19 protein-coding genes and 1 pseudogene are annotated in these 20,362 nt (G+C 36.3%); 3 read left to right on the plus strand and 17 right to left on the minus strand.

What is annotated here, in order from left to right; all coding sequences use genetic code 11:
- Positions 1-185 precede the first annotated feature (185 nt).
- Positions 186-1,049, plus strand: coding sequence for an NAD(P)-dependent oxidoreductase (locus D1B17_RS10885; RefSeq protein WP_120141705.1), 864 nt, complete (start codon positions 186-188; stop codon positions 1,047-1,049).
- 116 nt (positions 1,050-1,165) lie between these two features.
- Here the strand turns inward: D1B17_RS10885 and D1B17_RS10890 are convergent, their stop codons facing one another.
- The 4 genes and pseudogenes from D1B17_RS10890 to D1B17_RS12925 form a co-directional block, all read right to left on the minus strand.
- Complete coding sequence (locus tag D1B17_RS10890; protein WP_120141704.1) at positions 1,166-2,080, minus strand: sce7725 family protein; 915 nt, start codon at positions 2,078-2,080, stop codon at positions 1,166-1,168.
- Positions 2,077-2,793 carry a hypothetical protein gene (locus tag D1B17_RS10895; RefSeq protein WP_120141703.1) on the minus strand — a complete coding sequence of 239 codons (717 nt, stop codon included), beginning with the start codon at positions 2,791-2,793 and terminating at the stop codon, positions 2,077-2,079. The genes D1B17_RS10890 and D1B17_RS10895 overlap by 4 nt, the downstream gene beginning before the upstream one ends.
- Positions 2,783-5,157 (minus strand): annotated as a pseudogene (locus D1B17_RS10900) (ATP-dependent DNA helicase). Before D1B17_RS10900 ends, D1B17_RS10895 begins: the two are co-directional and overlap by 11 nt.
- 19 nt (positions 5,158-5,176) lie before the next feature.
- On the minus strand, positions 5,177-5,308 hold the full coding sequence (locus D1B17_RS12925; RefSeq protein ID WP_276606942.1) for a hypothetical protein: 132 nt from the start codon (positions 5,306-5,308) through the stop codon (positions 5,177-5,179).
- A gap of 30 nt (positions 5,309-5,338) precedes the next feature.
- On the opposite strand from D1B17_RS12925, the gene D1B17_RS10905 reads away from it, so the two are divergent.
- The gene (locus tag D1B17_RS10905; protein ID WP_120141702.1) at positions 5,339-5,890 is read left to right on the plus strand and encodes a TetR/AcrR family transcriptional regulator; all 552 of its coding nucleotides are present in this window, start codon (positions 5,339-5,341) and stop codon (positions 5,888-5,890) included.
- 414 nt (positions 5,891-6,304) lie between these two features.
- Here the strand turns inward: D1B17_RS10905 and D1B17_RS10910 are convergent, their stop codons facing one another.
- The 7 genes from D1B17_RS10910 to D1B17_RS10940 all read right to left on the minus strand — a co-directional run bounded on the left by D1B17_RS10910 (position 6,305) and on the right by D1B17_RS10940 (position 11,008).
- On the minus strand, positions 6,305-7,135 hold the full coding sequence (locus D1B17_RS10910; protein WP_120141701.1) for a methyltransferase domain-containing protein: 831 nt from the start codon (positions 7,133-7,135) through the stop codon (positions 6,305-6,307).
- Between the two features lie 7 nt (positions 7,136-7,142).
- A complete protein-coding gene (locus tag D1B17_RS10915; protein ID WP_120141700.1) occupies positions 7,143-7,709 on the minus strand; it encodes an SOS response-associated peptidase in 567 nt (188 codons plus the stop codon).
- A 367-nt stretch (positions 7,710-8,076) separates the two neighbouring features.
- A complete protein-coding gene (locus D1B17_RS10920; protein ID WP_120141699.1) occupies positions 8,077-8,502 on the minus strand; it encodes a DUF805 domain-containing protein in 426 nt (141 codons plus the stop codon).
- Between the two features lie 10 nt (positions 8,503-8,512).
- The gene (locus D1B17_RS10925; protein ID WP_240704407.1) at positions 8,513-8,857 is read right to left on the minus strand and encodes a fluoride efflux transporter FluC; all 345 of its coding nucleotides are present in this window, start codon (positions 8,855-8,857) and stop codon (positions 8,513-8,515) included.
- Positions 8,854-9,273, minus strand: coding sequence for a fluoride efflux transporter FluC (locus tag D1B17_RS10930; protein WP_120141698.1), 420 nt, complete (start codon positions 9,271-9,273; stop codon positions 8,854-8,856). The genes D1B17_RS10925 and D1B17_RS10930 overlap by 4 nt, the downstream gene beginning before the upstream one ends.
- Before the next feature lie 151 nt (positions 9,274-9,424).
- Positions 9,425-10,324: a phosphogluconate dehydrogenase (NAD(+)-dependent, decarboxylating) gene (gene gnd / locus D1B17_RS10935; RefSeq protein WP_120141697.1), complete on the minus strand. Its 900-nt coding sequence runs from the start codon at positions 10,322-10,324 to the stop codon at positions 9,425-9,427.
- Positions 10,325-10,447: 123 nt separating this feature from the next.
- Entirely contained in the window at positions 10,448-11,008 is a 561-nt protein-coding gene (locus D1B17_RS10940) for a hypothetical protein (RefSeq protein ID WP_120141696.1), read from the minus strand.
- Between the two features lie 228 nt (positions 11,009-11,236).
- Between D1B17_RS10940 and D1B17_RS10945 the strand changes: the two genes are divergently transcribed.
- On the plus strand, positions 11,237-12,625 hold the full coding sequence (locus D1B17_RS10945) for a hemolysin family protein (protein WP_120141695.1): 1,389 nt from the start codon (positions 11,237-11,239) through the stop codon (positions 12,623-12,625).
- Between the two features lie 507 nt (positions 12,626-13,132).
- On the opposite strand, the gene D1B17_RS10950 is transcribed toward D1B17_RS10945, so the two are convergent.
- From D1B17_RS10950 to D1B17_RS10975, 6 genes are all read right to left on the minus strand, one after another.
- Positions 13,133-13,891 (minus strand): class I SAM-dependent methyltransferase, encoded by a 759-nt coding sequence (locus D1B17_RS10950; RefSeq protein WP_120141694.1) that lies wholly within the window; start codon positions 13,889-13,891, stop codon positions 13,133-13,135.
- A 444-nt stretch (positions 13,892-14,335) separates the two neighbouring features.
- Positions 14,336-16,048: a glycosyltransferase family protein gene (locus tag D1B17_RS10955; RefSeq protein ID WP_120141693.1), complete on the minus strand. Its 1,713-nt coding sequence runs from the start codon at positions 16,046-16,048 to the stop codon at positions 14,336-14,338.
- Between the two features lie 125 nt (positions 16,049-16,173).
- Positions 16,174-17,829, minus strand: coding sequence for a glycosyltransferase family protein (locus D1B17_RS10960; protein ID WP_137432128.1), 1,656 nt, complete (start codon positions 17,827-17,829; stop codon positions 16,174-16,176).
- Positions 17,830-18,186: 357 nt separating this feature from the next.
- Positions 18,187-18,540, minus strand: a complete 354-nt coding sequence (locus D1B17_RS10965; protein ID WP_120141691.1) for an iron-sulfur cluster biosynthesis family protein — start codon at positions 18,538-18,540, stop codon at positions 18,187-18,189.
- Positions 18,541-18,552: 12 nt separating this feature from the next.
- Positions 18,553-19,368 (minus strand): hypothetical protein, encoded by an 816-nt coding sequence (locus tag D1B17_RS10970; protein WP_120141690.1) that lies wholly within the window; start codon positions 19,366-19,368, stop codon positions 18,553-18,555.
- 4 nt (positions 19,369-19,372) lie between these two features.
- Positions 19,373-20,035: an HAD hydrolase-like protein gene (locus tag D1B17_RS10975; RefSeq protein WP_057892288.1), complete on the minus strand. Its 663-nt coding sequence runs from the start codon at positions 20,033-20,035 to the stop codon at positions 19,373-19,375.
- Positions 20,036-20,362: the final 327 nt, after the last annotated feature.

Genomic DNA, 20,362 nt, shown 5'->3' on the forward strand with positions numbered 1-20,362 from the left:
TATTATTTTGGTTCTTTCTCAAGTTTGATTGGCTGCCGCCTCTGGGTACAAGTAAAAGGCCAGACGTTTTTTTAATTTATACAAAGGGAGCATAACTAACTCAATCATTACATAAAACAAATACTTAGTTAATAATGTTAAATTAAAGGTATACTACAAAAATAATCACGAACGGAGGACTTAATATGCAAAAAATTGGTTTTATTGGTACTGGCGTCATGGGCAGCGGCATTATTAACAATCTTCTCAAAGCTAACTATGATGTCGATATTTATACTCGAACTGAATCTAAGGCCGAACCGTTGATTTCTAAAGGCGCTCGTTGGTTTCAAAATCCTAAAGAAATTGCTGAAGATGCTGATATCATCTTCTCAATGGTTGGCTTTCCCCAAGATGTTGAAGATGTTTACTTCCAAGATAACGGTATCTTTGCCGGTTTAAATTCTGGTAAAATCATCGTTGACATGACTACTAGCACTCCTACTTTAGCCAAAAAAATCGGTGAAAAAGCTGAAGCAGATAACATTGAATGTCTTGATGCTCCCGTATCCGGCGGTGATGTCGGTGCCCGTGACGGTAATCTGACCATTATGGTTGGAGGTTCTAAATCCGCCTATGAAACTTTGCAACCCATTTTTAATATCATTGGTAAGACAAATCACTACTTTGGTTCTTATGGTGCCGGTCAACATGCCAAAATGGCCAACCAAATAATGATTGCGGGAACTATGACTGGTTTAACCGAAATGTTTGTTTACGCTAAAGCTGCTGGACTTGATCTACAGGCCGTTCTTAACACTGTAACCGGCGGTGGCGGTGATAACTGGAGTCTAGAAAACTATGGTCCACGTATTCTTAATAACGACTTCAAGCCAGGCTTTTATTCCAAGCATTTCCTAAAAGAACTCCGTATTGCACTTGATGAAAGTGAAAAAATGGGATTGAATCTTCCCGCAACTAGACAAGCCAAACAGCTTTACGAAAAACTTGTCGACGAACAAAAGCTTGGCAATGATGGTACACAAGCTTTAATTAAATTATGGTGGTAAATTTACATTTTACGACGAGAGTATTCAGCTTCTGAACCTTAATGCAGAAGGACCCAGTAATCCGATTTTGGATTGCTGGGTCCTTCTATTAGCGGAAAAAACTATGTTTTTGTCACTTAATCCAAATTCAACAGACAATTCATCAATTGAAAATGATGCATTAAGGATAACTTCTTAATCTTTCCCAATCCGGGAAACTTACTTTGGTCGTTATACTTTATCAGTTGCTCAAGGGCTGGTGTCATATTGATTCCATGCATATTTTGACTACACCATGTGACTAATTTGGCTAATGCTTCAAAAAATTTATCTTTTTGACCACTCATGTGCTCGTTGCTATCCGAAACAAAGTGATGTATTCGCAATGTTCCGTCAACTGTAACGTAGATCAAGTGCAACGCAATGGCCCGCGCTGGCATCCCCTTATCAAAATACACATGTCCTACCATTGAGTAATCACCGAAGCCATTATATCCATCAACTTGTTGATACCAATTAGCCGGTTCAAAAAATTCATCCTCCAAATCAGCATAATCTTCAACATGACGAACAAACGTCAACGGATCAGTTAATAATGTCGCCTTAGTTTTCACTAATTGATACATCCTAGCTTCATCGGGAATTAACACCTTATCCACAGCTTGTAAAACTTTTGTCTTCTGATAAGTCTTGAGCAACTCATAATTGTTAGCTATCAACAGTGATTGTTGATTTTTCCCCGGCTTAACAAAGTCACTGCTGAAATCAGCTGCCAAAATTGCACTTGGATAATAAAAATCCAAGTTATTCAACTCTGGTAGTGTATAAATCTTCGTATCATTTAGACCATAGACACTAACCTGTGGATTCGCAATTACACTGAATGGTTGTTGGTGATCAATCAGCGTTTGAACCGTTTGTTGCAACTCTTTTGAATCCCTCACTGGTTCAATAATCGGCACAATTTTAGAACTTAATTGGTCTTGTTCAACTAATTCTTTTAATGCTAATAAATCATACATTCGCCCACGCAAATAAGGAAAATAAATCATAATTTATCCTCCAAATTAGGTTGTTGTAGTTGCTGCAATTGTAATTTCAATTCCTGATACTCTGCATTACGGGCATCAAGTTCTTCCTGTAACGCCGTTATAGCATCATCTTCTATCTCATCGACAAAACGGTCATACAAGTTATAATCTGGTTTATAAACATCATAACCTGCCTTCGAACGTTTTTTTAATTCCTTAAATAACTTATCATCCGAATACAATTGCAACCCTTTTTCCACACGTTTGGCTTTATCCACTTCACGAAAAAGTGAGGCTACAAAATGACTAGTCAATTGCTTTTCATCTACCTGTAAATCTTGATACTGCGCTTTTTTGGCGACGGTTAGAAAACCTGGTGCCCGTAGCGTCTGTGGCGAAGCTTCCATTGCTTTTTTATCAAACGCACGATAAATCAATACCCCAATGTGAGTCGGTATCTCATCAGCAACTTCTTCATACAACTTTTGCGGTAGAACAAAATAATTGTAGTTACCAATAAAAGATAATTTAGCTTTCGAATGAAAGTCGGCTTTAGTTACTTTCAATTCGTAACAGCGCCATTCAATCTGATTATCTGATAGCTGTTGATAACTCAGCGTATCAACAATCCCTTTTTTATCTGGCATTGATACTTCTTCAACTACATAAGAACCTTGTTCAAAACAATATTGATACAAGGTGCTCTCTAATTCTTTTGTTAACTTAGTTTTCATGCTCTCGCCCTTTCCAAAAGTTATGCACAGCAGTGGTTAATTGTGGCAATGAACTGACACGTTGATAATGTTGCCAATGCTGTGGAAAAAGTCTGGTATACCTAGAACTGCCAAACCGTTGATCCATTAATAAAATTACTCCGGCATCATGACTACTACGAATCAATCGTCCCGCCGCTTGCAAAACATTGTTGAATCCCGGCATTTGATACGCGTACTCAAAGCCATGACCATTCTCTTTATCATAATAATCACGAATCAAGTTATTCTCAGCACTCAAACCAGGCAATCCGACACTGACAATCGCCACGCCAATCAACTTATCACCTCTTAAATCAATCCCTTCTGAGAAAATACCGCCTAACACGCAAAAGGCAACTAATGTTTCCTGAGGTTTTTCCACAAATCTATCTAAAAATCTTTGTCGAGCATCATTATCCATTTCTCCTTGTTGGGCAATCACTTGAATATTAGGATACGCCGTTTCAAAGGCATCCTGAACTTGCTTCAAATAGCTATATGACGGGAAAAAGACCAAATAATTTCCCGTTTTGCTACTGATCAAAGTATTCAAACTTTGAACGATACTATTCTGACTATATTGACGCTGACGGTATGTGGTTTGAATATATTGAGTTATTAAAATATTTTGGTTTTGAGCCGGAAATGGCGATGGCAACTGATAGGCCAAACTATTATCAATTCCACCAAGAACGCTTTGGTAATAATCCATTGGTGATAAAGTAGCAGAGAACAAAACTGCTCCTAAGCCTAGGTTCAGTGATTCATCAATAAAGTGACTAGGATCCAGACAAAGTTGCTTCACGACCAAATTTTTACCATCTAGGACCAATCTAGTCTTATAACTGTCATCAAACAATGCACCGATTTTGACAAAGGTTAATGATTCAAAGAAATAATCTTTTACACTGTCTAAAAACGCTGATGGCTGCTGATCTTGCATCCAATCACCCATGAAATCATTGAATTTACCTAAGGTGTTAATTAATTTATCAGGTACATCTGAAGTGATTTTCTCTTCTTGAGCGTCTTCTTTTAATATCTTTTTCATCTGATTAAATACACGCCGAACTTTCTTCAACTGCTTTTGAAAGTCCTCACTGGCCTTAGTATCAATTGTTTTAGCAGTCTTTAATAGTTTAGCAATCGGTTCATCAGTTATCGTTGCGGAATACATATCACGAGCGCGACTAACTAAATTGTGTACCTCGTCAATCAAGAAAAAGTTATCGGTATCTTTTTCAACAAAAAAGCGCTGTAAATAAACTAAGGGGTCAAACAAATAGTTATAATCACAAATGATTAAATCACAAAACAACGAAGCATCCAGCGAAAATTCAAACGGATCAACCGTATGTTTCTTAGCATATTTCTCAATCACAGCACGCGTTATAGCGTCCTCATTAGTTAACAAATCAGACAAAGCTGGTTTCAATCGATCATAATAACCAATCATATAAGGATTCTCTTCGGGGGCACATCTTGTTCCTCTGGAAAACGAATTTTATCCTTAGCGGTCAAAGTAATACTTTTTAACTTCAGACCCTTTTTAGCCATTAAAGCAACCGTTTCTTCAGCGACATGACGCGTACTCTGTTTAGCTGTTAAATAGAACAGACGTTGAACCTTTTCCTCTCCCATCGCCTTGATAGCAGGAAAAAGCGTTGAAATCGTCTTACCTGTCCCAGTCGGAGCTTCCACAAATAAGCGCTTTTTCAATAAAATTGTTTTATAAACAGCCGCTGCCATCTCATGTTGTCCAATCCGAAATTCTGGGAATGGAAAAGCCAATTTCTTAATCGACGTATTACGCGTCTTACGTAACTTAGCCCGAAGAACTAACCAATATTCATACTCATTGATTAAATCTTGGAAAAATTGTTGTAATTCTTCACGATTAAATACCTTCTCATCAGTCATAACTTTTTCAGTGCTGACTTGAAAATAAGTCAATTGTAGCGTTACATGATCAAATTCTGGATGTTCTTGCAAAATAATATAACCGTAAACTTTTACTTGTCCCCAATAAAGTTCCAATGTATTATCACTCAATTCATCGTATGCTTGATCAGACGTTTTAATTTCTTCAATTGAAACCTTATCATCAGTTAGCGTTATGCCATCAGCACGACCAGAAATGACATACTGCGTATCATTCATCGTAACGTCCGTTTTTAAATAAACTTCACTTTCATAAGCAGAAACCTTTGAACGTTCCTTTTGGAGTCGACGATGGATTCGAGCACCATTTAGAGCTGTATTTTGACTATTCTTTGTTTCATTTAAATCACCGCTACGCAAAACAAACTCTACCAACTGGCGAATCCCAATTTTAGTCGTCATAAATTACCTCCATAAATTACTAAATAACATTGTAAAACATGTGTTCGTTTTTGTCTTTAACTAAACTACCCATAATAACTAAAATATATTTTCTCTTACTCTTGGAGACACCAGATTTAACTAACAAAACACATGCTATAATATAAAACATTGATTATTTTTTGAAGGGGAATTCATCTTTATGACAAATGATACAAAAAATATCTTGAAGGAATCTTTATGCGCGGTATTACATCACAAAAACATCGATAAAATCACTATCAAAGATGTCGTCAGTGAATGTCACCTAACGCGTCAAACTTTCTACAATCATTTCTCAGATATTTATGCCCTCGTTGAATATTCCTCTAGCCAAGTAGCTGACGATGTTTTGAAAAATGCCGACTATGATAATTGGCAAGAAGCTTTCTATCAAATTATGATATTGATTCAAAACAATCAAAAATTAGCTAAAAACGTCTACCTCTCTGTTTATCGAGATGTTATGCACAAGTATATTTACGAAGTTATTTACAAATACATTATCCAAATTGTCGAGGAGCAAGCTAACGGTCTCAATGTCGATCAAAGTCATAAAAACTTCATTGCACATTTTTACAGTTTGGCCTTCATTTCCATTATTTTTGAATGGGTTCGTAACGATATGAAAGAAGATCCTCGCAACATTGTTGACCAAATCAGCGTTTTAGTACAGGGTGATTTTAAAAAAGCCTTACGCAAATATTCAATTTAAGTATTCTAGAATAAAACGTGTGACACCAAGTTGAGTTAGTTGCCGTCTCTGGATGCAAGAAATGTTGGCGCTGTGGGGACCGGTTCGAGCCGAAAGGCGGTCTCGAACCTCGATTTTGAACTTCGCAAAGGACGCAAATTTCAAAACTCGTCCCGTGGTGTAATGGCTGAAGCCATAACGCCACCTTCACTGCTGCCAACATTTCTTGCACCCAGAGACTAATACATTTATTATTTTTAATACGATGTAACTAACTAATTCGATAAACAAGTGCCATATTATTTGAAATTGAACATAAGCAAAAGGCTAGATATTTTTCTGGATTAATACCCGGAAAAATACCTAGCCTCTTTTTATTTTCGATTCTATGGTCAAAGTTGTGAAAACCAATTTTGGATTGACTCGACAATAAATCTACTTCACTTTTCCAACAAGAATTGTTGAACCAACAGTAATTTGCTTAACTTTGGTCCAATCAATCAAAGAGTTATCCACATTAAATAATAACGGCGTCATACCGATGAAAGCTGTTCGTTCTTCGGGTGTAACGTTATAAGTCTGGGTAGCATCAATTTGATCGACCAATTGATAATGTTCTTCGAAATAATCCAAGACCTTTTTATTGGAATATTTTTCTTGCTTTAATTGGTCTTTTGCCTGCTCGCGCAACTCTTGGACATGGTATTGGTTGGGGATAACTTTCAACACATAGCCGCCTGTCTTCAAAATACGATTAAATTCTTGGTAATTAGCGGGTGAAAAGATATCCACAATTCCGTCAATTGATTGGTCTTGAATCGGTAAATGTGCTAAATCACCTACGAACCACTCTACCGGTGTATTAGGCCCCTTAGCTGCTAACTGAATGGAATCCTTTGAAATATCAAAAGCAAACACTTTTCTATCAGGTAGTTCAGCAATCTTTTTAGCATAATAGCCTTCTCCACAACCAACATCGAGAACACTGGTCAATTTTAATTCTTTAACCAAAGCCAATATTTTCGTAGCTATATGATCATACATCCCATGCTCTAAAATTAAATGACGATTTTCAAAAGAATCTAAATCATAATTTTTCGATTGCTTATTATTCAACACAAAATCCACAAATCCTTTTTTGGAAATGTCAAAATTATGATTTTGTCCACAGGTTAAACTATGACCATTCAATTCCAGTTTTTCCCTACAAATTGGACATTGGAAATACTCATTACTATTATCAAATTTTTGAATTTTACTATTCATAAAACACCTATTCTTCTACTTGTGATATCAATTGTGGCATTGAACTATGTATGAATTTCTTAGCAAATTCATCGTTATATATCCACGAATTGATCTGATTTTTAGCCAAGATCAATGGCATCCGATCATGAATTTGAATCATCGATTCGTTGGGCTCGGTTGTAAACAAAATACTTTGTGCTACATCATCAAAATAATTATAACAGCCTGCAATGAACAACGTCTGTGGATCATTACTAAAATTAAACTTATATTTCTGCTTAGCTTTACTCCACTCAAAAAAGCCCGTTGTTGGATAGACACAACGACGTTTCAAAAAAGAGTCGGCAAACATCGTTTTCTGTTGAACCGTTTCAGAACGGGCATTAATAATTGACTGGCCCTTTTTAAAACCCGGAAAGCCCCATCTCATACCAACAACTTTGACCTGCCGCTCTCCAGCAACAATTAAGGCTGTTTCATCAGTTGGAAAAACTTCACCCGTTTTAGGAGAAAAACCAGCATCAACAGCCAATTGATAAATACGCTTTATTTCCGGATTCTTATCCGGTTGAAACATGTAACGTCCACACATCGTTGTATCCTCCTCGCTTTATTATCTACTTTTACACAAATTCAGCCTGAAAAACAATCTTTTACAAAAAAGAGTGCAACAAAAAATGTTCAACTTTCGAGCATTAATACAATTGGCCCTAGTAATCCGATGTTGGGTTCCTTCTCAATTTTGGTTATCGAATCGAATATAAAAAGGCTAGATATGTTTCCACTGGTATAAATCCAGAAAAAGCATCTAGCCTCTTATCGAATCAATTAGTCTCTGGGTGCAAGAAATTTTAGCAACAGGGGTGGCGTTATAGTTCTAGCATTACACCACGGGACGACTTTTGTCGGTCCCCATAGCGACCTAATTTCTTGCTCTTGGAGGTGGCATATTTAACTAGTTAATTTAACTGTTTAGGCCACCGATTTCCGAAGTCTCTTTGTGGTAAGCACGTCAACACAATCAAAGCAATCGCTCCAACAAAGGGAATAATCCCCAGTAAAACCCACCAGCCATGCATTTTAATATCATGCAGGCGCCGAATTATTGCGGTAAAAACAGAGATCCAATAATATCCCAAACTAATTGCCATCGCAACGCCAAGGATGGAACTCCAATAAAAATCATTAACTGGCATTTTTATGATTGCAAATACTAATAAACCAACAATTACGAAGGCTGTGATTGTCATGCCCAAAAAGCCCCACCAAAAGTCCTTCCGACTCATTCGCTTAGCGCCAACAAACAAATCTTGAAAATATAATCTAGTTGAAGAAATTATTCCTGGATGAAAACTTTCATTCCAAACTGATCCATTAATTTGCATTTACCTACTCCTAAATATGAATACCAATCACGAAACCTAATATTCCAAAAACATAAGTTAAAACAAAGTACCAGAAACAACGCCATATTTGATGTTGAAACCATAATTGACTTAACTCCATATTAAAAGTTCCGAATGTGGTGAAACCTCCACAAAATCCAGTTCCTAGCAATAATAATATCGCACCGTTACGAATTTGTGCAGTTAAAATACCTAAGATGATTGCGCCACTAATATTTATCAGCATCGTTATAATCGGAAAGTCGATTTTTATTTTAGCTTGTATTAACGTTAATTCATTTCTAAAAAAGGCCCCGATTGAGGCACCAACCCCAACAATCAAGAAATTTATCACTTTTTACGCCCCTCTCTTTTAACGTAATCATTAAAAGCACGTGACGCTGCCCAATAATTTCCTAAAATTGCTACTAAAAAGCCACCAATCATTGTTATCGTCAGATAAATTAGCAAAAATACCCATTGTCCACTGTTGTAAAGTCGATATGCATCCGCCGTAAAAGTTGAAAAAGTCGTATACGATCCTAATACACCCGTGCTCAAGGTTAAAATAACCCGCTTAGATAAATTAAAACGGTCTTGCAAATAATGAATTAAAAATGGTAACACAAGCGCCCCACTTAAATTGGCAACAATTGTTCCCAGTGGAAAGCCGCTACTTGTTTTAAAAATCAAACTTTCCAAATAACGTAAATCACTACCAATAAAAGCACCAATAAATAAAAATAGAAATACCTCACCTTTTTTTCTCACTCATCACCAAATCCTTTCTAAACAAAACATGGTCAGCTTTCGAGCATTAAGACAAACAAGACCCGTAATCCGATTTTGGATTGCGAGTCTTGTTTGATTTAAACGAAAAAAGCTATGTTTTGTCGCACGTTTACAAGTTTTTCATACTAGTTTATTTTTTGTCAACATCATGTCCGCCGAATTCATTTCGTAAAGCTGCAACAACTTTACCAGTAAATGTATCATCTTCTAGCGAACGGTAACGCATCATCAATGAGGCTGCAATAACTGGTGTTGGAACTTGAAGTTTCAAGGCTTCATCCAAAGTCCACTTACCTTCACCTGATGAATGCATAACACCCTTGATCTCATCTAATTTAGGATCTTTTGAAAAGGCTGATTGAGTCAATTCCATTAACCAACCACGAATAACTGAACCATGTTCCCAAACTTTTGCAACGGCCTCGTTATCATAATCAAATTGACTATGTTCTAATACATCGAAACCTTCCGCAATTGCCTGCATCATACCATATTCAATACCATTGTGGACCATCTTCAAGTAGTGACCACTGCCGGCTTTACCTGTATATAAGTAACCATCAGTTTGAGCGATTCCTTTGAAAATGGGTTCAATATATTCAAAGGTTTTTTCATCGTCTCCACCAATCATGAAGTTACCATCACGATTAGCACCACTCATACCCCCTGATGTACCAACATCGAAGAACTTAATGTTTTTGGCAGTCAAAATTTTGTTGTGTTGCAATGAATCTTTGTAAAATGAATTTCCACCGTCAATAACGATATCATTTTCATCAAGAATCTCACTCAAGGTATCAATGGTTTGGTTCGTTGGGTCCCCCGCTGGTAACATTACCCAAACAATCCGTGGTGCACTCAATGCCGTAACAGCATCTTCTAAGTTATCTTTCACTTGTGCCCCAAGCGTTGAAGCATCATTTCTAGCTCCATCGCTCAAATCAAAAGCAACCACTTCATTACCATTGCGAATCAAATTTTCAGTCAAATTGATTCCCATCTTACCGAGCCCAATCATTGCTAATTTCAAAATTAATCCTCCTAATTTGTCTTATCACAAGTTCTAATTATACATAAAAAAGCCGCACCAAAACCAACATTTTGGTACGACCCGATTGCGTAAGAGGTTGATATCATAAGATTAATTGGCTGACTAGCTCATAAACTTGTTCCACCAATGACCCTTTTTATCATCATTAACTTTTTCATTTACACGTTCTTTGATATTTTCATCTTTTTTAACGCTTGTATTTTCAGCTTTTTCTTCGGCTTGTTGTTTCAAAGTTGTTAATTCAGCCTGAAGTTGTTCTTTAGATTTTTGAGCGTCCGCCAACTCTTGTTGAAGTTCTTTAATTGTTAGCTCACGTTTCTTATTTTCAGATTCCAACTTGGCAACAGTCGTTTGCAATTCAGTGACTTCATCACTTTGCTTAGCCTTACTTTCTGATTTAACGTCAGTTGTTGGATAAATCTGAATGGCAGCAGTTTCAAGGGTCATCTTTGGACCATGACTCAACTTAACCATTTCTTTGAAATCTTCGATATTTTTTTGAGTGTATAGACGGTTGTTTTGACTATTGCGTTCAAAATATTGGCTATTCTCAGTCGTCTTTTCGACTATCAAAGAGTATTTACGTAGCGTTGCAACGCTTATTCCTAAGTCCTTAGCAGCTTGTGCAGGAGTTAATAAATTGTTCGTTTTCACTTTACTCAAAAGGATTCCCCCAAGGTTGTTTCATTCTCTTCATTATAAAAATAATGATTACTAAGTTCAACTACAAAATTGTAGCGTTCCGAAATTAGGAACGTCATAGCTATATTTTAACCATAAAATTGGATATACTAAAGGTGTAAAAAAATAAATTATTTACTCTTGGCCGACACAGTCGGTTTTTCTTTGGTGTATAATTCGTCTTACAAGAATAGAAGGGGAAATCATATATTGTCTAGTTCTGTAATTACAACTAATTTTATTATCATACTGATAACCTTTATCTTTGCCTTCTTCTTCGTTGCTGCTGAATTTGCCCTTGTGCAAACTAGAGCCAGTCAACTGGAAGATGCAATCCAAAAAGGTACTGGTAACAAAAAGAAACTCCAACGAGCATTAATGATGGTCAACAACCTGAACGAGTACTTGTCCACCACACAAGTTGGTACTAGTATCGCTGGTATCATTTTAGGTTGGATCGGTGAAAGTACTATTGAATATCTCTTAGTTGAGGTCTTTGGTTTTGTTCATCTTTCCGCTGGCGGTAGTAGTGGTCTACATGCACTAAGTTCCATTATCGGTGTGCTTCTACTAACATACTTAGAAGTTGTTTTGACTGAAATCGTACCTAAGAATATTTCCATTGATATGCCAATGACAATGTTAATGTTAGTCGTTACACCATTAAGATTCTTCCATTTAGCTGTATATCCATTTGTTTGGTTATTGAATGTGTCAGCTTCCGGAATCGTTCGTTTGATGGGGATGAAACCAGCCGATTCTGAAAACGAAGTCTTTTCACAATCAGAAATTCTTCGTCTTTCCAAATCATCTATTAAAGGCGGTGATATGGAGCCTGATGATGTTATCTTCATGCAACGTGCCTTTGAATTAAATGACAAGGTAGCAAAAGATATCATGGTCGACCGGACCAGTCTTTATGTTGTCGACATAACGGATAAAGTTAAAGATGTTATTAAAGATTATTTACAACAAGGATTTTCAAGATTCCCAGTTGTTGCCGATAACGATAAAGATAAAGTTTTAGGTTACGTTTATGCTTACGATATCGTCCGTCAAAATCAAGTTGATGGTGATGTTGGTATCAGCCGTATTTTAAGATCAGTCAATACCGTTCCCGAAACAATGCCTATCCAAGATATTTTGGATAAGATGATCAAGAAACAAACACCTATCGTCGTTGTTGTTGATGAATATGGTGGTACTAGTGGTATTGTTACCGATAAAGATATTTACGAAGAGTTGTTTGGAACAGTTAAAGATGAAATCGATGATGTTTCTGATGAATATATCGTCAAAAATGACGACGGCTCATACAATGTTTCTGGTAAAACAACCCTTTATGATTTCGAGCGTTACTTTAGAACCGATGTTAAGGAGTTCCAAAAATCAGATATCATTACCGTTGGTGGTTATTTGATTGAGAAGTATCCAAACCTTCAAAAGGGTTCTAAGTTCGATATGGGTAACTTCCACTTCGTCGTTGCTGAATTTGATCACGGTTTTGTTAACTGGTTCAAAGTTTCAGTCGACAAAACAGCCGTTACTAAACAAGATAATTTAGCTTCGTTAACCGACGTTGACGATTTGAAAGAATAATAGTTAGTTTTGGATGCCGCCTCTGGGAGCAAGAAATGTTGGCGCAGTGGGGACCGGTTCGAGCCAAGGTCTCGAACCTAGATTTTGAACTTCGCAAAGTGCGCGAATTTCAAAACTCGTCCCGTGGTGTAATGGCTAAAGCCATAACGCCACCTGCACTGCAGCCAACATTTCTTGCTCCCAGAGACTAATATATTCGTTACTTTTTATATAATGTAACTAACTAATTCGATAAAAAAAGTGCTATGTGATTTTAGATTTAATATAATCAAAAGGCTAGATATTTTTCTGGATTTATACCAAGAAAAATATCTAGCCTTTTTTATACTCGCTTCTATAACCAAAGTTGAGAAAGGACCCGATTTTGGATTGCAGGTCTTATTTAATTTAAGCGGAAAAAGCTATGTTGCTTTGCATGCTTAAGACAAAAACAGCTATATCCTAAGCCCTTCTCTTTTAAATTTCAAAAAAGACAAAACACATTATCACGCCACCCACACTGTATTTTTAAGCCTCTTTAATAGAATAACTGGCCCAAAAGGTTGGAATATTGTAATCATGTAACTTTCCTTCACTGTTAGTATCTTCATACAAGTCAACAATTCGAAAACCGGCTTTTATCTGACCACGTAACTGTTCATTCAATGTATGTGAAAATTGTATTCCTTCTTCTTCAGGAGGAAACTCTTCGTTAACGGAGGGGTCCTTCAGTGGATTATATGGCAAACTATGATAAAGCTTTGTTTCAGTCTTATCAAAAATATAATTAACACCATTATCAAGTCCAACTAACAAACGACCACCAGGTTTTAAAACACGATAACTTTCTTCCCAAACATGTTGAACATCTTCAATATAACAATTGGCAACCGGTTGAATAATCATATCAAAACTGTTATCAGCAAACGGTAAGACCTTCGTCATATCGCCACGAACAATTTCAATTTGATAACCTTCACGGTCAGCCACCATTTTTTCAGCATCCAGTTGTTTTTGTGAGTAATCAAATACCGTACATTCTCCCCCTAAAGCAGACAAGATTGGCATTTGTTGACCACCTCCAGAGGCCAGTCCCAGAATCTTTTGCCCCTTAATTGGATCTGGATACCACTCCTTAGGGATGGCCAAATTAGGTGTTAAGACCAGCTTAAACTCTCCTTTAGTTGCAGCAATATATTCATCATGACTGACAGGTTTTCCCCATTCCCAGCCTTCATTGACCCAACCATAAATAATTTTTGCGTTGTAACTTGTATAATCCTTCATAATTAATACCCCTTTCACAATGCAATTTTTAACATTATAGTCTGAAAATTAACACATCATCAACTAAGTTAAATTCTTTCTCAAATTTGGTCATAAAATCGAAAATAAAAAAGGCTAGATATTTTTTCGTATAAATAAATCAAGAAAAATATCTAGCCTTTTGGGTACAACAAATATCGGCAATAGTGAAAGTTGTATTTGGATTTTAGCTCTTTTAAATTAAAACATAAAAATTGAAAGATTATAAATATGCTTTAAGTCTTGGTGCCCTAGTCGCTATTGGAATAAAAGCAGTTACGAATACAATTTACTTTTCACTGATTCAAAACAAAGAATAAACTAGCCAGAAAAAGCCAGAAAATTAGGTTGCCGTGGGGAACCTAATTTTCTGGATCCTGGAGACTCATCTCCACAGCATATTTAGCTTTCAACCTTTAGTTGTCTCTACTTGGACCGATTAACCTTCCTCAATCCTTCAATTTTATCGAAATCAACTAAGTGTAATTTATTGATAAAAACTATGGCAATAATAATCAACAATGTTAAGAACGAAATTCTGCGACTAGCTTTTTGTGGCAATGTTTCAAAGTAATCAACAATCACTTTACCGCTGCCATTGATAGTTACTTGCGCTAAATTATTATTTTTGGAATCCATTTTAACTTTGGAAACACTCCCCTTTGATTGGGTTGATTGGAATCCATAATAAGAAATGATTGGTAAATCAACTTTAGCATTTTGAGCCTTCTTAAAGTCAAAACTCAAGCGTGTTCCATACTGCTTAAAATCGCTTATTTTGGCTTTACCAGTCATTATCTTAGGTTTATGTGTAGTTCTCTGTAGTTGTCCAAGATTTGTCCCAACGGGTAAATATTCCTGTCCTGCGCCAATACTAAAGGGTGCCTGTTCATTGTACGTGGCATACGTATTGCGTTGTAACGGTGAACCATTAACTAAACGATAACTAGACGATACCGCAAATAGCAGAACCATTGCTATTAAACCAGTTTTTGCATATTTTGACGTGAAAAAATTCAACGGATCAGCCGCTATAACGATGGCTAACAAAATAGTTGCCAACATATCAAAACGCCAAGGGTATTGAATCATCTTCAGCGGAGTATTATTAAAAATCACCCACGGCATAACTTTGGTGCTACAAAGTAACATCAAAATCGCAATGACTGCAAATTGTTTGAGCATCGGATTCTTAATTTTAGTAAAAGATACGATTAGTACAAATGCTGCCACGATAAATAATAAACCAACATTGGGTTGGCCAATGTTATTGTTCAAACTCCAGTTAAGCATATCGGCAACATCTGATGCTCCCTTAGGCAATAAACCACTTGTCTGTGTCAAAACAAACTTGGTGTGACGGACTTGTTCAATCATAGGAACGAAATAAGCTAAGCTTAATAATCCAGAACAAAGTGTTGCCCATAGTAATGACAATAATCGTAACGGATTGTTTTTTAACTCTTTTATTTGGGCAATAGCGATTACCACAATAAAAATAGCTACCAAAATGGGAGAAATGGCATGGGAATAAATAATCCCAGTCATCCCGAAGGCTAAATACAACCAACGTTTGCGATCGCCATAAAAGACTTCATAAATCCCTAAAACAGCTACTGGTAGAAAAATAAGTGCTCCCACTTCACCAATATCTTGTCGAAACAACATATCATGTAAGCGATAAGTCGATAAAGTATAAATAAAACTGAAAACCAAGCTATTGAGATACTTAGGACTGACTTTGTAGTAACAAAGAAAAGCCACCCCAAATGTTAGAAAGTTTAACAGCCAGAAATAACCTACGATTGCTTGAGCACTCGTAAAGCCGGCTAATCGTAAAAAGGCCGCCGGATAAAGCAAAAAATCAGAATAAAAAATATTAACGATATATCCAAAACCATTCATAAATGACATATTTACGAATGGGAAAAATTGGTGTCGTTGAATCGAACGATACAATCCTTCAATTCTCATCATATGGAAACGATTATCGCTTGTTCCCAGATATGCCCAAATTTTTCCCTGACGAATTCCAGTTTGATAAATAGCCAGAAAACTTACTAGTGCAAATAAAGCAATAGTAAAAATAATCACAGCAATTTTTTTAGATCTTTGATTCTTAAAAAGAGTTAATTGCATAAAAATAAATACCCTTCTCTAAAGAAAGTCAAATTTTCACATCATCTGAACTGACTTTCTTCAGACCTTTCTCTGATACATGCAATAACTCTTATTATACTAACTACTTTTGAAACAATGATACTTTATTTTGCATTCTTTTTCTGAAAAGCTATTCCAACCATCAAAATTATAAAACTAATCATCGAAACAATTTGGCTGTCCTTTTGTATAGCCGTCCGATAGTAATTTATCCGAACTGTGCCTGCACCATTGACAATCACTTGACCTAAACCGTTATTAGCTAGATCCATAGTTAATTTTGAAACCTTTCCAGTTGAAACTTTGGCTGAATAACCATAATAACTAATAATCGGTACATCGATTCGGGCCTTATTAGCATTTTGAAACTTAAAACTAAGTTTAGAATCCTGTTGCGAAAAATCACTAATAGTTGCTTGACCTGCCTTTAGCTGGGGTTCATGTGGCGTAGAAATCAGGCCATCCAAACTTGCATCTTTGGGTAAATACTCTTCACCACCGCCGATACTGTAAATATCCAAATCATTAAAAGCTGAATATGTCCGATACTCATCCGGATGTTCCACAATCAAAACTTGCTCCGCTCCGATAACTAAACTTAGAGACACAACCACTAGCAAAACTTTTTTCCATCCCTGACTGAACCATCTGAGCGGATCACTTGCCAAAAAAATCGTAAATAAAATAGAGACTAACATGTAAAAACGCCAAGGGAATTGAATCATGTTGAGTGGTGTATGAACAAAATATTCCCAAGGAAACCACTTTGTAGATAGGAATAACAGTATTTCACCGATAAGGGCAAAATCCCTCAAGGCGGGATTTTTTACAAATTTAATTATGAAGGGAATCGTAATTGCTACGAGCAATAAAATTAAACCGATATTTTGAATATACAAATCATCCGTTACACTCCAATGAATCAAATCTCCCAATTTCATGCCACTCTGTGAAACATCAATTAGTGGCGAATATGTCAATTTAAATTGCGTATGGTGTAACTGTTCAGCCATCGGCAAAAAATAAGCTAATGTCAGCATCAACGCAACTATCCCAGCATAAAACAATGCCAACCAACGTTTAGGTTCTGCCAACAAAACTTTCAAGCGAAAAATTATAACCAATAAAATAAAAACGGCAATTAATATCGGTGATAACGCATGAGCATAAATTACAGCCGTCATACCTAGTGCCAAATACAACCACTGTCGTCTATCACCATAAAATATTTCATAAACGCCCAAAATAACAACTGGTAAAAAAGTTAACGTCAACACTTCTCCTACATCAAAACGACGAACCATATCAAAAATACGATATATCGAAAGTGTATACATTAAACTAAAAACTAGACTCTTATCATATTGATGACTAACATGGTGAAATGCCCAAAATGATAACGATAATGTACAAAAATTCAATAAAATATAAAAAAGCACAAAGGCTTGCACTGCCGTTAATCCTAGCAGACGCATACAAGCAACCGGATATAGCCATAAATTAGAATAAAAAATATTTGAGATATATCCAAAGCCACCCAAAAATGACATATTTACGATTGGAAAATACTGCCCATGTTTCAAAGCTTCATACAAACCTTCAATTCGCATCACATGAAAACGACCATCATTATTCATACCTAAAAAAGACCAAATATGACCATTTAAACTTGTTAAATAAATTGAGAATACACTGACAAAAATAAACAGAACCACCGTCAAACTGAATCTATGTTGAAACATCCATTTTTTCATCATCATTTACCCAGAGAAAAAGGGAACTCAAAGACCATGTCTTCAAGTTCCCTCAATATTTTAAGTTCATTTAACTAAATTGAAATCTTTTAAATACGCCATTAGTCCTAAGACTATGTGTAATTTACACTTGAGCAAGCCAACTATTTATCCAACAAAACAAAGAATAAACTAGCCGGAAGGCGCAAGAAATTTCTGTCGCTGTGCAGGTGGCGTTGGCGCTTTAGCGACTACACCACGGGACGACTTTTGAGACTTGCGGTTTGTGCAAGGCTCAAAATCAAGATTCGAGACCGCCCTTTGGCTCGAATCGGTCCCCATAGCGACAGAAATTTCTTGCGCCTGGAGGCGGAATATCACAATTTAAACAGCATCATAATCAATGATATTGACACTATTATCAATAGTTTCTTTCGTATTAGCAAATATTATCAACTGTGTCTTGGGATTGATCCGTAATGACATTCCCTCATCAAGAAAGTCTTTAGCACTATCTTTAAAATAGATTGTTCCCACAGCACTGTCCAAATGGACTGAATAGTCAGACAAGTCTTCTGAAGAGTCGACCACTAAAATACGAAACTTGGTTAACAAGGCGCAAGTTCCCTCATCTGAAAAGCGTCCAAAGCCATCATCCAAATCTAACAGAAGTTTCTTATCAGCCGAAACATATCGTTCAAGTTTTGCTTGTGCTTCTTTACTTACTTCGATTTTCATTTCTAGCCTCGTTTAATACTTGTATTTGGTCGTACTACCCCACTCTAACAAACTCACGATGAAAACCATGAATATGATAGAAATATAACTGAGTAAAATACCATTTAATACATTATATAGAACATCCCGAATATTGTAATCGATATTGCTTGCGATTAAATCTTGCAGTGGATAATAGGTACATCCCATCAACAAAGCCAACAAAATCGACGTACAAATACCGACAGTTCCTAAATGATGGAAAAAGAGCATATTTGATCCCACCATAATCCGCAAACGAATCGACAATAATACAAAAATCACGGCCGAGACCACCATAAGCACTTTTATCAACCGTTTAATCGTCTGAATCTTGCCAATGACTCGCTCAATTTGTCCTAAGTCATTATTAACAATTTGATTCATGATACCTTCATTACTACGAATGACAGTATCGATCTCACCATCAATATTTAATCCGTATTGTTGTGCTTCTTTTTTTAGCTTAGAACTAATGGTCGCCAAAATAGCACTGCCAACTGTTAATTGAGCATCATCATTGTATACTTCATCCACAGATGTACTAATAATCTTTTTCACGTCATTATTAGTCAGCGTTACAGCTGAAAGGTTTGAAGACACTGAATAACTGTTTACTAAGCGTCCCAACCTTTGATTAGTATAATTTCTGATTAAAGTAACATTAGTTTCGCTACTAACCACTTTTTTGACATAGTTACTGTTCAAAACAGTTGAAAGTGTGATTCCTAGAAAGACGATTACCATCAAGCAAATTGATAGTAAAACTAATGTAAAACCGTGTCTGTTATACGACAATGACTTGCTCATAATATCAATTCTCCATAGCTAGTTTAGCAATCTCCTGTGGATTATTTACGATCCATTCGGAGTTAGCAGCTTTAAGTTCATCATAATCACCAAAACCATATGTAACCCCGATAGCCTTGAGATTATTCTTATGCGCCCCTACAATATCACTGCTACGATCCCCAACCATAACAAGATTCTTTGTATCCAAGTCGACAGATGTTTTCTCTATCCCGTAAGAAATCACATCTTCCTTTAAAGAACGGATTGATTCATCCTCAGCCGCTCCAAAAACGTGTCTAACATATTCTTTCATATTTAATTGATCGATGATTTTTTTCGCAAAAATCTCTGGTTTCGAGGTTGCGATAAAAATCTCTTTATCAGCATGTTTCAAGGACTCCATCATATCATAAATACCGTCAAAAACTTCGTATTCTTCCCAGCCTTCAACTTGATAATACTCACGGAAGGCATTTATACTTTGGTTAATGTATGGGTCGTCTGGAGCAACATGATCATATTTTTCCAACGAAGCACCAATTGTTGGTCCGATAAACGTATGTAACGTTGCATCATCATGTGGAACATAGCCCAAAGTATGATTATACATATACTTCAAACTCTTCATAATTCCCTTTTCGGAGTTAATAATTGTCCCATCCAAATCAAAAAATAAATTGTTCAAATTAAATTCATCCTTTTATGTTAAATTTAAGTTATAAACCGTGTTGTGTTTTTTTATATATTCCGTCTGCAGAGCCGATAATGTTTAACTGGCTGTGCGGACCGACTTGAGCCAAGGTCTCAAGTCTCGGTTTGAAGCCTTGCAAGCAAGTCTCCAAACTCGCCCGGTGGTGTAAGAGCTAAAGCTCTAACGCCACTTTCACTGCCTGTTAAACATTATCGGCTCTTCCGACTAGGTTATTTATTTTTTTTGGTTGAGATTCAACTTTAAATTAAATAGCCAGCAATACAGACATATGATAATTAACAGCTCACACAACTCGTTATG

Source organism: Companilactobacillus zhachilii, assembly GCF_003606365.2.
Taxonomy (GTDB): Bacteria; Bacillota; Bacilli; order Lactobacillales; family Lactobacillaceae; genus Companilactobacillus; species Companilactobacillus zhachilii.

Bases quoted from the DNA above. Each gene is read 5' to 3' on its own strand.
- D1B17_RS12925 (WP_276606942.1), bottom strand. From the start codon at position 5,308: ATGTTTTATATTATAGCATGTGTTTTGTTAGTTAAATCTGGTGTCTCC.
- D1B17_RS10890 (WP_120141704.1), bottom strand. From the start codon at position 2,080: ATGATTTATTTTCCTTATTTGCGTGGGCGAATGTATGATTTATTAGCA.
- D1B17_RS10905 (WP_120141702.1), top strand. From the start codon at position 5,339: ATGACAAATGATACAAAAAATATCTTGAAGGAATCTTTATGCGCGGTA.
- D1B17_RS10970 (WP_120141690.1), bottom strand. From the start codon at position 19,368: ATGAGCAAGTCATTGTCGTATAACAGACACGGTTTTACATTAGTTTTA.
- D1B17_RS10920 (WP_120141699.1), bottom strand. From the start codon at position 8,502: ATGCAAATTAATGGATCAGTTTGGAATGAAAGTTTTCATCCAGGAATA.
- D1B17_RS10885 (WP_120141705.1), top strand. From the start codon at position 186: ATGCAAAAAATTGGTTTTATTGGTACTGGCGTCATGGGCAGCGGCATT.
- D1B17_RS10960 (WP_137432128.1), bottom strand. From the start codon at position 17,829: ATGATGATGAAAAAATGGATGTTTCAACATAGATTCAGTTTGACGGTG.
- D1B17_RS10955 (WP_120141693.1), bottom strand. From the start codon at position 16,048: ATGCAATTAACTCTTTTTAAGAATCAAAGATCTAAAAAAATTGCTGTG.
- D1B17_RS10910 (WP_120141701.1), bottom strand. From the start codon at position 7,135: ATGAATAGTAAAATTCAAAAATTTGATAATAGTAATGAGTATTTCCAA.
- D1B17_RS10915 (WP_120141700.1), bottom strand. From the start codon at position 7,709: ATGTGTGGACGTTACATGTTTCAACCGGATAAGAATCCGGAAATAAAG.
- D1B17_RS10965 (WP_120141691.1), bottom strand. From the start codon at position 18,540: ATGAAAATCGAAGTAAGTAAAGAAGCACAAGCAAAACTTGAACGATAT.
- D1B17_RS10950 (WP_120141694.1), bottom strand. From the start codon at position 13,891: ATGAAGGATTATACAAGTTACAACGCAAAAATTATTTATGGTTGGGTC.
- D1B17_RS10895 (WP_120141703.1), bottom strand. From the start codon at position 2,793: ATGAAAACTAAGTTAACAAAAGAATTAGAGAGCACCTTGTATCAATAT.